The 14,572-nt window shown below is 70.8% G+C and carries 12 protein-coding genes; 11 read left to right on the forward strand and 1 reads right to left on the reverse strand.

The features are described from left to right. Nucleotides 1-182 precede the first annotated feature (182 nt). On the forward strand, nt 183-1,226 hold the full coding sequence (locus VSH64_RS11020; protein ID WP_326835444.1) for a Kelch repeat-containing protein: 1,044 nt from the start codon (nt 183-185) through the stop codon (nt 1,224-1,226). 18 nt (nt 1,227-1,244) lie between these two features. Here the strand turns inward: VSH64_RS11020 and VSH64_RS11025 are convergent, their stop codons facing one another. Continuing rightward, nucleotides 1,245-2,246: a LacI family DNA-binding transcriptional regulator gene (locus tag VSH64_RS11025; RefSeq protein WP_326837932.1), complete on the reverse strand. Its 1,002-nt coding sequence runs from the start codon at nt 2,244-2,246 to the stop codon at nt 1,245-1,247. Between the two features lie 235 nt (nt 2,247-2,481). Between VSH64_RS11025 and VSH64_RS11030 the strand changes: the two genes are divergently transcribed. The 10 genes from VSH64_RS11030 to VSH64_RS11075 all read left to right on the forward strand — a co-directional run bounded on the left by VSH64_RS11030 (nt 2,482) and on the right by VSH64_RS11075 (nt 14,570). Next, nucleotides 2,482-3,999 carry a sugar ABC transporter ATP-binding protein gene (locus tag VSH64_RS11030; protein WP_326835445.1) on the forward strand — a complete coding sequence of 506 codons (1,518 nt, stop codon included), beginning with the start codon at nt 2,482-2,484 and terminating at the stop codon, nt 3,997-3,999. A 91-nt stretch (nt 4,000-4,090) separates the two neighbouring features. Next, nucleotides 4,091-5,134, forward strand: a complete 1,044-nt coding sequence (locus VSH64_RS11035) for an ABC transporter permease (protein ID WP_407655642.1) — start codon at nt 4,091-4,093, stop codon at nt 5,132-5,134. Then, nucleotides 5,127-6,179 carry an ABC transporter permease gene (locus VSH64_RS11040; RefSeq protein ID WP_326835446.1) on the forward strand — a complete coding sequence of 351 codons (1,053 nt, stop codon included), beginning with the start codon at nt 5,127-5,129 and terminating at the stop codon, nt 6,177-6,179. Before VSH64_RS11035 ends, VSH64_RS11040 begins: the two co-directional genes overlap by 8 nt. Nucleotides 6,180-6,197: 18 nt before the next feature. Then, nucleotides 6,198-7,271, forward strand: a complete 1,074-nt coding sequence (rhaS, locus tag VSH64_RS11045) for a rhamnose ABC transporter substrate-binding protein (protein ID WP_326835447.1) — start codon at nt 6,198-6,200, stop codon at nt 7,269-7,271. Between the two features lie 84 nt (nt 7,272-7,355). After that, nucleotides 7,356-7,694 carry an L-rhamnose mutarotase gene (locus tag VSH64_RS11050; RefSeq protein WP_326835448.1) on the forward strand — a complete coding sequence of 113 codons (339 nt, stop codon included), beginning with the start codon at nt 7,356-7,358 and terminating at the stop codon, nt 7,692-7,694. An 11-nt stretch (nt 7,695-7,705) separates the two neighbouring features. After that, nucleotides 7,706-8,881, forward strand: coding sequence for an L-rhamnose isomerase (gene rhaI, locus VSH64_RS11055; RefSeq protein ID WP_326835449.1), 1,176 nt, complete (start codon nt 7,706-7,708; stop codon nt 8,879-8,881). A gap of 2 nt (nt 8,882-8,883) precedes the next feature. After that, complete coding sequence (locus VSH64_RS11060) at nt 8,884-10,914, forward strand: bifunctional aldolase/short-chain dehydrogenase (protein WP_326835450.1); 2,031 nt, start codon at nt 8,884-8,886, stop codon at nt 10,912-10,914. A 7-nt stretch (nt 10,915-10,921) separates the two neighbouring features. Further along, a complete protein-coding gene (locus VSH64_RS11065; protein ID WP_326835451.1) occupies nt 10,922-12,373 on the forward strand; it encodes an L-fucose/L-arabinose isomerase family protein in 1,452 nt (483 codons plus the stop codon). 59 nt (nt 12,374-12,432) lie between these two features. Then, nucleotides 12,433-13,848, forward strand: a complete 1,416-nt coding sequence (locus tag VSH64_RS11070) for a rhamnulokinase (RefSeq protein ID WP_326837934.1) — start codon at nt 12,433-12,435, stop codon at nt 13,846-13,848. Next, on the forward strand, nt 13,845-14,570 hold the full coding sequence (locus VSH64_RS11075; RefSeq protein WP_326835452.1) for a (Fe-S)-binding protein: 726 nt from the start codon (nt 13,845-13,847) through the stop codon (nt 14,568-14,570). The genes VSH64_RS11070 and VSH64_RS11075 overlap by 4 nt, the downstream gene beginning before the upstream one ends. Nucleotides 14,571-14,572: the final 2 nt, after the last annotated feature.

A 14,572-nucleotide genomic window follows, 5' to 3' on the forward strand; every position in this document is an offset into this window, starting at 1 on the left:
GAGGCGGCGAAAATGACAATTTCCCGATTTTGGGTTTCTGTGAGCAGTCGGTGAAATTGTCCTGATTGACGGATATGGCACTCGGGCGGATCCTGCGTTTCAAGGGGTGTCGGCCTTTTCACCGGTTGATCCGGATTCGAGGCGGGTGCCCATCGGCTTCGGGAGGAAAGTCGGGCGGGGTCATGGTGGCTGAGGGGCGTGGCGGTGTTGCGCGACGTTTTCTGGTGTTTCTGACCGCGGGAATCTGCATTTCCGCAGTGATACCGGCCACGGCCGGAGCAAACGGTGAACATTCGCCGGCGCAGTGGGTTCATCGCCCGTCGCTCGACCACGCTCGCGGTGGTCTCGGCGTGGCGACGGTGCGCGGCAGGATCTATGCGATCGGAGGTTTTCGGAACGAAGACGTTCTGGCCGTGACCGAAAGCCGCAGGACGTCCGGGCGCGGCGAGTGGCACCCGGTTCCGCCGATGCATACGGCGCGGTCCAATCACGCGACGGCGGAACTGGGTGGCCGGGCTTACGCGATCGGTGGAATCGACCCCGGCCAAAGATCCTTGGCGACGGTGGAGGCGTTCGACCCCGAAAGGGGCCGGTGGTTGCCGGCGCCGTCCCTGCCCGAGGTGCGCGACGGCGCCGGGGCAGCCTCGCTCGACGGCGTTCTGTACGTGGTCGGCGGGGAGGCCGGGCCCTCGAGTCGGGTCACCGGTTCGGTGCTGACGTATCGATCCGCGCAGCGCACGTGGAAACCGGTCGCGGCGATGCCGACGCCGCGGACCCGCCTGAGGCTCGTGGCGTCAGAGCACTTCCTCTACGCCATCGGCGGGCGGGGGCTCGATGGCGCGTCCCTGACCACGGTGGAGCGGTACGACCCCCGCGTGAACCGGTGGAGTTCCGTGGCCGGGATGAAGGAGTCGCGCCTGCTGCCCTGCGCGGTCGAGACCACGGTCGGCGGGCGGAAGGTGCTTGTCGTCGCCGGGGGAGTCGAGCTGGCGCCCGGTGAGGTCTTCGTCGACGGCCGGCGCACGAGTGAGGTTTTCGATCCGGCCCGTGGTCGCTGGAAGCTGCTCGACGCGCTGTTCCCTGTGGTGCGCGGCTCCCACGACTGCGCGACGGAGTCGGACGGCACGGTACTCGCGATCGGTGGCGAGACCAACGTCGGTAACTCGTTCTTCTTCCTCGACAACGTGGACGCGTTGAAACTGACCCCGCGAGACCTTCGTCCGTAACAACCATCCAAAGTGGACTTACTTCGTCCGCAACGTCGACGCCCGCACCACCAACTCCGGCGTATACGTCACCTGCTGGTGCACATGCGCGGGATCCGACGTCTCCTGGATCAGCAGCTCCGCCGCCGTGCGGCCGAGGCGGTGGCGGGGCTGGCGCACGGAGGTGAGGGGCACCGTGGCGGCCGCGGCGAAGTCGATGTCGTCGTAGCCGACGATGGCGAGGTCGTCCGGCACGGTGATGCGCAGGGCGGCGCAGCTGCGCAGCAGGCCGAGGGCGAGCAGGTCGTTGGCGCAGAACGCGGCGGTCGGCCGGGTGGCCGAGGGCAGGCCGGCGAGGCGCTGGCCGGCGGTGCTGCCGTCCTCGACGGTGAGCTGGGGGGTGGCGAGGTCCACGAGCCGGTCGGGGGAGAGGCCGGCGGAGGCGAGGGCGCGCAGGGCGCCCTCGCGGCGGTCGCGGACCTGGCCGAGGGTGAGCGGGCCGCCGACGAAGGCGATGCGTTCGTGGCCCTGGTCGAGCAGGTGGCGCACGGCGATCTCGCCGCCGCGGACGTCGTCCACGGCCACGGAGCAGTGGGCGTCGCCGGGGCGGGTGCGGTCGACGACGACCACCGGCGTGCCGCGCCGCACGAGTTCGGCCAGGGCGGGTGAGGCCGGGTCGACCGGGGTGATGAGCACGCCCTGCACGCGCTGCTGCTCGAGCCGCGACAGGTAGGCGGCCTCGCGTTCCACGAGGTTGGCGCTGTTGCAGACGAACAGCGACAGGTCGTCCTCCGCGGCCGCGTCTTCCATGCCCGCGGCCACGTCGGTGAAGAACGGGTTGCGGCCGTCGAGCATCACGTAGGCCAGCACCCGGCTGTGCCCGGCGCGCAGCTGCCGCGCGGACTCGTTGCGCACGAACCCCAGCGCGGTCATCGCGGCCTGCACCCTGGCCCGGGTCTTCGGGCTCACGCGTTCGGGCCGGTTGAGCACGTTGGAGACCGTGCCCAGCGAGACCCCGGCCGCGGCCGCCACGTCCTTGATCCCCGCCGCGCGCGGCACGGGCCCCGTGACCTCGTCCGAGCCTTCCACGGCCACCCCTGCCCTTCGTAGACCCTGACCCGCGCTGAAACAAGACCTGTGTTGAAACGTGACAATCACGGGTTGCTGCCTGAAAAACCGCGACTACGTCGAGATATCGTCGTCATTGACTTCCTCTTCCGACGCATAGTAGCGTCACCGCGCCAGGTTTGTGAAACCTTTCAATCCGGAGGTCGCGATGACGCGGCAGGAGCGCGACCGAGTGCCACTGCTCGAGGTCCGCGGGGTCACGAAGTCGTTCGGTGCGGTCGCGGCGGTCGCGGGCGTGTCGTTCCCGCTCTACGCCGGCGAGGCCCACGCGCTCGTCGGGGAAAACGGTGCCGGCAAGTCGACGATCGTGAAGATGCTGGCCGGCGTGCACCGGCCCGACACGGGCACGCTGCTGCTGGCCGGTGAGGAAGTCTCCTTCTCCTCGCCCGCCGACGCGAAAGCCGCGGGGATCGCGGTGATCTACCAGGAACCGACGTTGTTCCCCGACCTCACGGTGGCCGAGAACATCGTGATGGGCCGTCACCCGCGCGGCCGGCTCGGGATGATCGACCGCACCGCGATCCGGGAGGAGGCCGAGCGGCTCTTCACCCGCCTCGGCGTGCGCATCGACCCGAACCGCCCGGCGCGCGGGCTGTCGATCGCCGACCAGCAGATCGTGGAGATCGCCAAGGCGCTCTCCGCCGACGCGCGGGTGCTGGTGATGGACGAGCCCACCGCGGCGCTGAGCCTCGTGGAGGTCGAGCGCCTGTTCTCCGTGGCGCGGGCGCTGCGCGACGAGGGCGCGGCGATCATGTTCATCTCGCACCGGTTCGAGGAGATCACCGACCTGTGCCAGCGCGTGACGATCATGCGCGACGGCAAGCACGTCTCCACCGACGCGATGGCGGAGGTGACCGTGGACGAGATGGTGCGCCGCATGGTGGGGCGCGATCTCGACGCGCTGTTCCCCAAGCAGGACGTGGAACCCGGCGCCGTGGTGCTCGAAGTGGACGGTCTCACGCGCGAAGGCGTGTTCCGCGACATCTCCTTCGAGGTGCGGGCCGGCGAGATCGTCGCGTTCGCCGGGCTCGTGGGAGCGGGCCGGTCCGAAGTGGTCCAGGCGGTGTTCGGAGTGGACGAACGCGACGCCGGAACGGTGCGCCTCAACGGGAAGAAGCTCAAGCCCCACTCGCCGCGCGCGGCGATGGCGGCGGGCATGGCGCTGGTGCCGGAGGACCGGCGCCAGCAGGGACTGGTGATGGACCTGTCGATCGAACGGAACGTGACCCTGCCGCGAGCGCGGGCGCTGTCGAAACTCGGCTTGCTGCTCGGCCCGGGCGAACGCCGGGAGGCGCTGCGCTGGACCGAGCGCCTGCGCACGAAGTACGGCCGGCTCGGCGACGCCGTCGGCACGCTCTCGGGCGGCAACCAGCAGAAAGTGGTGCTGGCCAAGTGGCTTTCGATGGCGCCGCGGGTGCTGATCGTGGACGAGCCGACGCGCGGCATCGACGTCGGCACGAAGGCCGAGGTGCACCGGCTGATGTCGGCACTGGCGGCCGAGGGCGTGGCCGTGGTGATGGTGTCGTCGGAGCTGCCCGAGGTGCTGGGCATGGCCGACCGCGTGCTGGTGATGCGCGAGGGCCGCATCGTGGCGGAGATCCCGCGGGCCGAGGCCGACGAGCAGTCGGTGATGTTCGCGGCCATGGGACAGGAGACGGCGGCATGAGGACTGCTTGCAGGTCCGATTCATCCGACACCGCGTTCGCCGACGTGATGACACAGCCGCGCCTTGGCGCGTCGAAAAACCAGGAGGCGGCGTGAACGCGACCAAAGTGGCGGCACCGCCACCGCGGCAGGTGAGTGCGGGGGAGCGGCGATCGGTGTTCGGCACGGTGTTCAAGGCGCGTGAGTCGGGCATCGTGCTCGCGCTGGTGGTGCTGGTGGTGTTCACCGCGACGCAGAACTCGCGGTTCCTGTCGGGGCAGAGCATCCGTGACATCCTGCTGGGCACGGCGATCCTGGCGGTGCTGGCGGTGGGGCAGGCGGTCGTGATGATCACCCGCAACATCGACCTGTCCGTGGGGTCGGTGCTGGGGCTCTCGGCGTTCGCCGTCGGGTCGATGCTGCGCGACAACCCGGGTCTGCCGGTGATCGTGGCGCTGCTGGCCGGGCTGGTGGTCGGGGCCGCGTGCGGGCTGATCAACGGCGCCGTGGTGCGGTTCGGCCGGGTGCCGGCGCTGGTGGTCACGCTCGGCACGCTCTACGCCTTCCGCGGCGCGGTCTACTTCTGGGCCGGCGGGCAGCAGATCAACGCGGACAAGCTGCCGCGTTCGTTCCTCGACTTCGGCGACGCGTCGGTGCTCGGGGTGCCGTGGCTGGTGCTGATCGCGGTGCTCGTGATGGTGATCGCGGGAGTGGTGCTGCGCAATTACCGCGGCGGCCGTGAGCTGTACGCCATGGGGTCGAGCCCGCAGGCCGCGGAGCTGGTCGGCATCAAGGTGGGGCGCAACACCACGATCGCGTTCCTCGTGAGCGGCGCGCTGGCCGGCCTGGCGGGGGTGCTCTTCGCCGCGCGGTTCGGCACGGTCGACGCCGCGGCCGGCACGGGCTACGAGCTCAACGTGGTCGCCGCCGCGGTGGTCGGTGGGGTCGCGGTGTTCGGCGGCAGCGGTTCGGTGTGGGGCGCGAGCCTCGGGGCGCTGCTGCTCACGGTGATCGGCAGCGCGCTGGCCGTGCTGGACATCGATCAGTTCTGGCAGCAGGCGATCGTCGGCGCCCTGATCCTGCTGGCCATCGGCGCCGACCGGCTGGTCGCGGTGCGGGTGGCCAAGGCACTGAAGAAGAGGGATTCCCATGTCTGATCCCACCACCACGACGACCACGGCACGGCGGCCCGCCTGGCTGTCGCGGCTCGCGAGCTGGGACGTCGCGGTGATCGCGATCACCATCGTGGTCCTGCTGGTCGCGTCGGGCACCATCGACAACTTCGGCACCGGCCGCAACTACACGTTCCTGTTGCTGGACCTGCTGCCGATCGCGCTGATGGCGCTGCCGATGACCTTCATCATCGTGACCGGCGAGATCGACCTGTCGGTGGCCAGCACGCTCGGGCTCACCTCGGCGGTCATGGGGTCCCTGTGGAACTCCGGCCTCACGATCGAGACGATCATCCCGCTGTGCATCGTGCTCGGCGCGGTGCTCGGTGCCGTGAACGGCTTTTTCGTCACGGTGCTCAAGCTGCCTTCGCTGGCGGTCACGATCGGCACGATGGCGCTCTACCGCGGCCTCGCGTTCGTGGTGCTCGGCGACAGCGCGGTGGCCGACTTCCCGCAGTCCTACACCTCGTGGGTCACGGGCACGATCGGCGGCAGTTCGATCCCCAACGTGCTGGTGCCGTTGGTGATCCTCGCGATCGTGTTCGGCGTGGTCCTGCACGCCACCCCGATCGGGCGCGGGGTGTTCGCGGCCGGCGCCAGTGACACCGCGGCCCGCTTCGCCGGCATCCGGACGGGCCGCACGAAGTTCTGGCTCTACGTGGTGAGCGGCGCCGTGGCCGGCCTGGCCGGGGTGCTGTGGACGCTGCGCTACTCCAGCGCCCGCGCCGACAACGGCTTCGGGCTCGAACTGGCCGTGGTGGCCGCCGTGCTGCTGGGCGGCGTCTCGATCTTCGGCGGCAAGGGCACCCTGCCCGGCGTGCTCGGCGGGGTGGTGCTGCTTTCGGCCCTGCAGAACGCGTTGCGGCTGCAGGACGTGTCCAACGAAGCCCTCAACATCGTGACCGGCGTGCTGCTGATCATCTCGGTCCTCCTGCCCAACATCCTCTCTTCCGCCCGGGCCGCGTTGCGGCGGCGCAGGCGGCGATCCCCCTCCCCGAATGCCGGTGTTCTCGCCGGCGCCGAGCAGTAACCCAGAAAGGTGACGAAGATGTCCCGACGAATGCTGACCGGCGTCGTGTCGCTGGCGAGTGCGGCAGGCCTGGTCCTGAGCCTCACCGCCTGCGGCGGCACCACGAAGAACGACAGCACGGGCTCCGGCCCGGCCGCGTCCACGGCCTCCGCGGACCCGAACGCGGCGAGCAAGCAGGGCGTGAAGATGGCGTTCCTGCCCAAGCAGCTCAACAACCCCTACAGCGACATCGAGGTCGGCGGCGGCAAGACGGCGCTCGACGAGCTCAAGGGCACCTACAAGCTCGTCGGCCCCAACGACGCCAGCGCGTCCTCGCAGGTCAGCTACATCAACACGCTGATCCAGCAGCAGCAGGACGTGATCGGCATCGCCGCCAACGACCCCAACGCGGTGTGCCCGTCGCTGAACCAGGCGCGCAGCGCCGGCATCAAGGTCGTGGCGTTCGACTCCGACGCGGCCAAGAGCTGCCGCGACGTGTTCATCAACCAGGCCACCACGCAGGGCATCGGCGAGCAGCTCGCCAAGATGGCAGGAGAGTTGGCCGGCGGCGAGGGCGAGATCGCGATCCTGTCGGCGACGCCCAACGCCACCAACCAGAACGCCTGGATCGCGGTGCTTCAGGAGCAGCTCAAGAAGCCCGAGTACTCGAAGCTGAAGCTGGACAAGATCGCCTACGGCAACGACGACGACCAGAAGTCGTTCCAGGAGGCCCAGGGTCTGCTGCAGTCGTTCCCGAACCTCAAGGTGATCGTGTCGCCGACCACCGTCGGCATCGCGGCCGCGGCCCGCTACGTGAGCTCGTCGAGCTACAAGGGCAAGGTCGCGATCACCGGTCTCGGTACGCCGAACCAGATGCGCGCGTTCGTGAAGGACGGCACGGTGAAGGAGTTCGCGCTCTGGAACCCGGCCGACATCGGCTACCTCGCGGCCTACGCGGGCGTGGCGCTGAGCTCGGGCCAGATCACCGGCGCGCAGGGCCAGAAGTTCAAGGCCGGGAAGCTCGGTGAGTACACGATCGGCGCGGACGGCGAGATCGTGCTCGGCCCGCCGACCGTGTTCAACGCCGACAACATCGACAAGTTCAACTTCTGAGCGGACGCCGGCCGGGCCCGTGCGGCCCGGCCGGCCCCCCTCGCGGTTGAACCGGGTTCATCGAGTCCACTGAGGACGGAGACCGTGGCGCGATACTGTTTCTGCCTGCAGGTCCGGCCCGAGCGCCAGGCCGAGTACGCCGAGCGCCACCGCGCCGTGTGGCCGGAGATGCAGGCCGCCCTGCGCGACACCGGCTGGCGCAACTATTCGCTTTTCCTGCGGGACGACGGGCTGCTGATCGGCTACGTCGAGGCCGACGACCTGGCCGCGGCTCAAGCCGCGATGGCCGCGACCGAGGTGAACACCCGGTGGCAGGCCGAGATGGCGCAGTTCTTCACCGGCCTCGACGGCCGCGGCCCCGACGAGGGCTTCGCCCTGCTCACCGAGGTCTTTCATCTGGACGACGAGCGCGCGAGCGCGTGAGAAGAAGAGACGTGATCGACTTGCCCGACCTGACTGCCGTGAAATCCGCTCTGCGGGCACAGCGGATCGAGACCCCTTCGTGGGCGTTCGCCAACTCCGGCACCCGGTTCAAGGTCTTCACCCAGGCCGGGGTGCCCCGCACCGCGGAGGAGAAGATCGCCGACGCGGCCACCGTGCACCGCTTCACCGGCGTGGCGCCGACGGTGGCGCTGCACATCCCGTGGGACCGGGTCGAGGACTTCCGCGCGCTGCGCGCCTTCGCGAACGACCTGGGCGTGGAGATCGGTGCGATCAACACCAACGTGTTCCAGGACAACGACTACAAGCTCGGCTCGGTCACCAACCCGGACGCGGGCATCCGGCGCAAGGCGACCGATCACCTGCTCGAAGCGATCTCCATCATGGACGCCACGGGTTCGCGGGACCTGAAGCTGTGGTTCGCCGACGGCCTCAACTACCCGGGCCAGGACGACCTGCGCGACCGCCAGGACCGGTTGGCCGCGGCGTTGCGCGAGGCCTACGACCGCCTCGGCGACGACCAGCGGATGCTGCTGGAGTACAAGTTCTTCGAACCCGCCTTCTACGCCACGGACGTGCCGGACTGGGGCACCTCCTACGCGCACTGCCTCGAGCTCGGCGAGAAGGCGACGGTGTGCATCGACACCGGCCACCACGCGCCGGGCACGAACATCGAGTTCATCGTGGCGTTCCTGCTGCGGGCCGGGAAGCTCGGTGCGTTCGACTTCAACTCGCGCTTCTACGCCGACGACGATCTGATGGCCGGTGCGGCCGACCCGTTCCAGCTGTTCCGGATCATGAACGAGATCGTGCGCGGCGACGCGCTGGATCCGGCGTACGGCATCAACTTCATGCTCGACCAGTGCCACAACATCGAGGCGAAGATCCCGGCGATCATCCGCTCGGTGATGAACGTGCAGGAGGCCACGGCGAAGGCGCTGCTGGTCGACCGCGCGGCCCTGCGCACGGCGCAGCAGTCGGGTGACGTGCTCGGCGCCAACGCCGTGCTGATGGACGCCTACAACACCGACGTGCGGCCGATCCTGGCCGAGGTCCGCGCGGACGCCGGGCTCGACCCGGACCCGGTCGCCGCCTACCACCGCAGTGGGTACCAGCAGAAGATCGAGGCCGAGCGCGCCGACGGGCAGCAGGCCGGATGGGGAGCATGAGCATGACCGTGCCCGAGGAACTGATCGCCCGCAGCAACGCGCTGGGCGCCGATCCGCGGAACACGAACTACGCCGGCGGCAACACCTCCGCCAAGGGGGAGGTGCTCGACCCCGTCACCGCGAAGCCGGTGGAACTGCTGTGGGTCAAGGGCTCCGGCGGTGACCTCGGCACGCTCACCGGCGCCGGGCTGGCGGTACTGCGGCTCGACCGGCTGCGCGCGCTGGTGGACGTCTACCCGGGTGTCGAGCGGGAAGACGAGATGGTGGCCGCGTTCGACTACTGCCTGCACGGGCGGGGCGGTGCGGCGCCGTCGATCGACACGGCGATGCACGGCCTCGTCGAGGCGGCGCACGTGGATCACCTGCACCCGGACTCGGGCATCGCGCTGGCCACGGCGGCCGACGGCGCCGCGCTGACCAAGGAGTGCTTCGGCGATCGCGTGGCGTGGGTCGACTGGCGTCGGCCGGGGTTCCAGCTGGGCCTGGACATCGCGGCGGTGAAGGCGGCCAACCCGCAGGCGATCGGCGTGATCCTGGGCGGCCACGGCATCACCGCGTGGGGCGCGACGTCGGAAGAGTGTCAGAAGAATTCCCTGGAGATCATCCGCACCGCGGAGAAGTTCCTGGCCGAACGCGGCAAAGCCGAGCCGTTCGGTCCGGTCGTCCCCGGTTTCGAGGGGTTGCCGGAGGATGAGCGCCGCGCACGGGCCGCGGCGCTGGCGCCGCTGATCCGTGGACTCGCGTCCACGGATCAGCGCCACGTCGGCCACTACACCGACGCCGACGTGGTGCTGGAGTTCCTCGCCCGGGAGAAGCTCACGCCGCTGGCCGCGCTGGGCACGTCGTGCCCGGACCACTTCCTGCGCACCAAGGTCCGTCCGCTGGTCGTCGACCTGCCGGCGACCGCGCCGCTGGAAGACGTGATCGCGCGGCTGAAGGAACTGCACGCGCAGTACCGCGAGGAGTACCGGGCTTACTACGAGCGCTACGCCACGCCGGACTCACCGGCGATGCGCGGCGCCGACCCGGCGATCGTGCTGGTGCCGGGCGTCGGGATGTTCTCCTTCGGCAAGGACAAGCAGACCGCGCGCGTAGCCGGCGAGTTCTACGTCAACGCGATCAACGTGATGCGCGGCGCCGAGGCCGTGTCCACCTACGCGCCGATCGCGGAGAGCGAGAAGTTCCGCATCGAGTACTGGGCGCTGGAAGAGGCGAAGCTCAAGCGGCTGCCGAAGCCCAAGCCGCTGGCCGGGCGGATCGCGCTGGTCACCGGCGCGGGCTCGGGCATCGGGCGGGCCATCGCCGAGCGGCTCGCGGCCGAGGGCGCGTGCGTGGCGATCGCGGACCTCAACGCCGAAGCGGCCGAAGAGGTCGCCGCCGGGATCGGCGGACCGGACAAGGCCGTGGCGGTCACGGCGAACGTCACGGACGCGGCCGCGGTCGCCGCGGCGGTCGACGCGACCGTGCTGGCGTTCGGCGGGATCGACCTGGTGGTGAACAACGCCGGCCTGTCGATCTCGAAGCCGCTGCTGGAGACCACCGAACGCGACTGGGACCTGCAGCACGACGTGATGGCCAAGGGCTCGTTCCTGGTGTCACAGGCCGCGGCGAAGGCGATGATCGCGCAGGGCCTGGGCGGCGACGTCGTGTACATCTCCTCGAAGAACGCGGTGTTCGCCGGCCCCAACAACGTCGCCTACGGCGCGGCGAAGGCCGACCAGGCGCACCAGGTGCGGCTGCTCGCGGCTGAGCTCGGTGAGCACGGCATCCGCGTGAACGGCATCAATCCCGACGGGGTCGTGCGTGGTTCCGGCATCTTCGCCGCCGGCTGGGGCGCGCAGCGCGCCGCGGTCTACGGAGTGCCGGAGGAGAAGCTCGGCGAGTTCTACGCCCAGCGCACCATCCTCAAGCGCGAGGTGCTGCCCGCGCACGTCGCCGCGGCGGTGTTCGCGCTCACCGGCGGCGACCTCACCCACACCACCGGCCTGCACGTCCCGGTCGACGCCGGGGTCGCCGCGGCCTTCCTGCGCTAGGAGCCTCATGACCGACCCGCTCGCGCGGCCCGGGCCCTCGGGCCTGGACCGCATCACCCCGCGCCGCACCCGCGTCGGCCTCGTCGCCGGCGGGCTCGGCGCCTACTGGCCGCAGTTCCCGGACCTGCTGCCGCAGCTGCGGGCTTCGGCGCGCCGCGTCGCCGAACGACTGTCGGGACTGGACTGCGAGATCGTCGACGTCGGGTTCGTCTCCGACGCGGCCGAGGGCGCGGCGGCCGCGGAGAAGCTGCGGGTGGCCGACTGCGACCTGATCATCGGGTTTCTCACCACGTACCTGACCTCGAGCATGCTGGCGCCGATCGCGCAGCGCTCGGGCGCCCCGGTGCTGCTGCTGAACCTGCAGCCCACCGAGGCGATGGACCACGCGTCGTTCGACACCGGCGCGTGGCTGGCCTACTGCGGGGCCTGTCCGCTGCCGGAGATGGCCAACGCGTTCCGCCGCGTCGGCGTGCAGTTCCGCTCGGTGTCGGGGTTCCTCGAGGACGAGCGGGCCTGGACGAAGATCGCGCGGTGGATCAAGGCGGCCGGCGTGCGGGCGGCGTTCCGGCACGGCCGCCACGGGCTGCTCGGGCACCTGTACCCGGGAATGATGGACGTGGCCACGGACCCGACGCTCGTGTCGGCGCAGCTCGGCGGGCACGTGGAGATCCTGGAGGTCGACGACCTGCGGGTGCGAGTGGAGAAGGTGACCGACGCCGAGACCGCCGACCGGATGGCGCTGGCGCGCGAAGTGTTCACTGTGGACGATTCGGTCGTCGAAGAGGATTTTGCCTGGGGCGCGAAGGTTTCCGTGGCGCTCGACCGGCTGGTGGCGGACTTCGGACTGGATTCGCTGGCGTACTACCACCGCGGGCTCGACGGCGAGACCCACGAGCGGGTCGGGGCCGGGTTCATCCTCGGCGCCTCGCTGCTGACCGCGCGCGGGGTGCCGGCCGTCGGGGAGTACGAGCTGCGGGCGTCGCTCGCGATGCTGCTGATGGACCGACTCGGCGCGGGCGGCTCGTTCACCGAGCTGCAGGCGCTGAACTTCCGCGACGGCGTGGTGGAGATGGGCCACGACGGTCCGGCGCACCTCGCGATCAGCGCGCGCAAGCCGCTGCTGCGCGGCCTCGGCGTGTACCACGGCAAACGCGGCTGGGGCGTGTCGGTGGAGTTCGACGTGCAGCACGGCCCGGTGACGCTGTGCGGGCTCGGGCAGCAGCGCGACGGCACGTTCGTGCTGGTCGCGTCGGAGGGCGAGGTCGTGCCGGGGCCGCTGCTGCAGATCGGGAACACGACGTCGCGCGTCGACTTCGGCTGCGACCCCGGCGAGTGGACCGACGAGTGGTCGGCCACCGGGGTGAACCACCACTGGGCGCTCGGCACCGGTCACCGCGTCGCCGAGCTCACCGCGGTGGCCGACCTGCTGGGACTCGGGCTGACCGTGGTGACGGGGTGAAGTCCGGCGAAGTGCTGCGGCTGGCCGCCGTCGACCTCGGGGCGAGCAGCGGCCGCGTGATGACGGGGACGGTCGGACCGGGCCGGCTCGAGCTGGCCGAGGTGCGGCGGTTCCCGAACGGTGGCGTCCGGGTCGCCGACGCCACCGGTTCGACCCTGCACTGGGACGTGCTCGGGCTCTATCGCGAGGTGCTGGCCGGGCTCGGCGACGCCGGTGCGGTGGCGGGGATCGGCATCGACTCCTGGGCCGTGGACTACGGCCTGCTCGACGCCGACGGCCGGCTGCTCGGGAACCCCGTGCACTACCGAGACTCCCGCACCGACGGCGTGGCCGGGCGGGTGCAGCGCGGTCTGCCCGCGCGTGAGCTGTTCGCCGTGACCGGGTTGCAGGAGCTGCCGTTCAACACGCTGTACCAGCTGGTGGCCGAGGGCGAACGGCTCGCGGCCGCCGAGACGATGCTGCTGATCCCGGACCTGCTCGGCTACTGGCTCACCGGCCGCGTCGGCGCCGAGCGCACCAACGCGTCGACCACCCAGCTCTACGACGTGCGCGCGCGGACCTGGGCGCACGATCTGGCCGAGCGCGCCGGCATCCCGACGCGGCTGCTGCCGGCGCTGCGGGACCCGGGGGACCGGGTCGGCACGCTGGTGCCGGACCTGGCCCGTGAGCTGGGCAAGCCCGAGCTGCCGGTGGTGGCCGTCGGGTCGCACGACACCGCGTCGGCCGTGGTGGCCGTGCCCGCGGAGCCGAGCACGAACTTCGCCTACGTCTCTTCGGGTACGTGGTCGCTGGTCGGGCTGGAGCTCGACGAACCGGAGCTCGGTGAAGCGGCGCTGGCGGCGAACTTCACGAACGAGACCGGCGTGGACGGCAAGATCCGCTTCCTGCGCAACGTGATGGGCCTGTGGGTGCTCACCGAAACGCTGCGCACCTGGGCCGTGCGAGGAGAACCCGCGGACCTGGCCACGGTGCTCGCCGAGGCGGCCGACGCGCCCGCACTGGCGGCGGTGGTCGACCTCGACGCACCCGAGTTCCTGCCGCCCGGCGACATGCCCGCGCGGGTCGCGGCGGTCTGCCGGAAAACGGGGCAACGGCCGCCGGAGAGCCGGGGTGCGCTCGTGCGGTGCATTGTGGACAGTCTCGCGCTCGCCTACCGGCGCGCCGTCCGGCAGGCTTCGGAGGTCACCGGCCGGCCGGTCGACGTGGTGCACGTGGTGGGCGGCGGCGCGCGCAACGAGCTGCTGTGCCGGCTCACGGCCGACGCGTGCGGCGTGCCGGTGCTGGCCGGCCCGGTGGAAGCGGCGGCGCTGGGCAACGTGCTCGTGCAGGCGCGGGCGCTGGGCGCCGACCTGCCGGACCTCGCGGCCATGCGTAGGCTGATCCGCGAAACGCAGCCACTGCGGCGCTACGAGCCCCGCGGCGGGAACTGGGCCGCCGCCGAAGAGCGGCTGAGCGGGGCGGGGGTCGTGGCGTGAAGGTCGCTGTGCTCGTGACGTGCATCAACGACACGATGTTCCCCGACACCGGCAAAGCCGTGTTCCGGCTGCTGCGGCGCCTCGGCGTCGACGCGGAATTCCCCGAGGCCCAGACGTGCTGTGCGCAGCCGATGGTCAACACCGGCTACCTCGACGAAGCAGTGCCGGTGGTGCGGGCCTTCGCCGACGCGTTCGCCGGGTACGACTACATCGTGACGCCGTCCGGTTCCTGCGCGGGCTCGGCGCGCCACCAGCACTCACTCGTCGCGCGGCGCGCGGGCGAACCGCGGCTGGCCGAGAGCGGGCGGAAGGTCTACGAGCTCAGCGAGTTCCTCGTCGACGTGCTCGGCGTGACCGACGTGGGCGCCTACTTCCCGCACCGCGTCACCTACCACCCGACGTGCCATTCGCTGCGCATGCTCGGCGTCGGCGACAAACCGCTGCGGCTGCTGCGGGCCGTGCGCGGGCTCGACCTGGTGGAGCTGCCGGCGGCGGAGGAGTGCTGCGGGTTCGGGGGCACGTTCGCGGTGAAGAACGCCGAGACGTCCACCGCGATGGGCGCGGACAAGGCGCGCCACGTGCGCGACACCGGCGCGGAAGTGCTGGTGGCCGGGGACAATTCGTGCCTTCTGCACATCGGCGGCCTGCTTTCGCGGGAACGCTCGGGCGTGCGGGTGCTGCACCTGGCCGACGTGCTGGCCGCTACTGAGGAGGACGCGTGAGC

The sequence above is a fragment of the Amycolatopsis rhabdoformis genome, assembly GCF_035918295.1.
In the GTDB taxonomy this organism is placed as follows: domain Bacteria; phylum Actinomycetota; class Actinomycetes; order Mycobacteriales; family Pseudonocardiaceae; genus Amycolatopsis; species Amycolatopsis rhabdoformis.

Coding starts and splice junctions, on each gene's coding strand:
- VSH64_RS11020 (WP_326835444.1), top strand. CDS start 183: ATGGTGGCTGAGGGGCGTGGCGGTGTTGCGCGACGTTTTCTGGTGTTT.
- VSH64_RS11030 (WP_326835445.1), top strand. CDS start 2,482: ATGACGCGGCAGGAGCGCGACCGAGTGCCACTGCTCGAGGTCCGCGGG.
- VSH64_RS11040 (WP_326835446.1), top strand. CDS start 5,127: ATGTCTGATCCCACCACCACGACGACCACGGCACGGCGGCCCGCCTGG.
- rhaS (WP_326835447.1), top strand. CDS start 6,198: ATGTCCCGACGAATGCTGACCGGCGTCGTGTCGCTGGCGAGTGCGGCA.
- VSH64_RS11060 (WP_326835450.1), top strand. CDS start 8,884: ATGACCGTGCCCGAGGAACTGATCGCCCGCAGCAACGCGCTGGGCGCC.
- VSH64_RS11065 (WP_326835451.1), top strand. CDS start 10,922: ATGACCGACCCGCTCGCGCGGCCCGGGCCCTCGGGCCTGGACCGCATC.
- VSH64_RS11070 (WP_326837934.1), top strand. CDS start 12,433: ATGACGGGGACGGTCGGACCGGGCCGGCTCGAGCTGGCCGAGGTGCGG.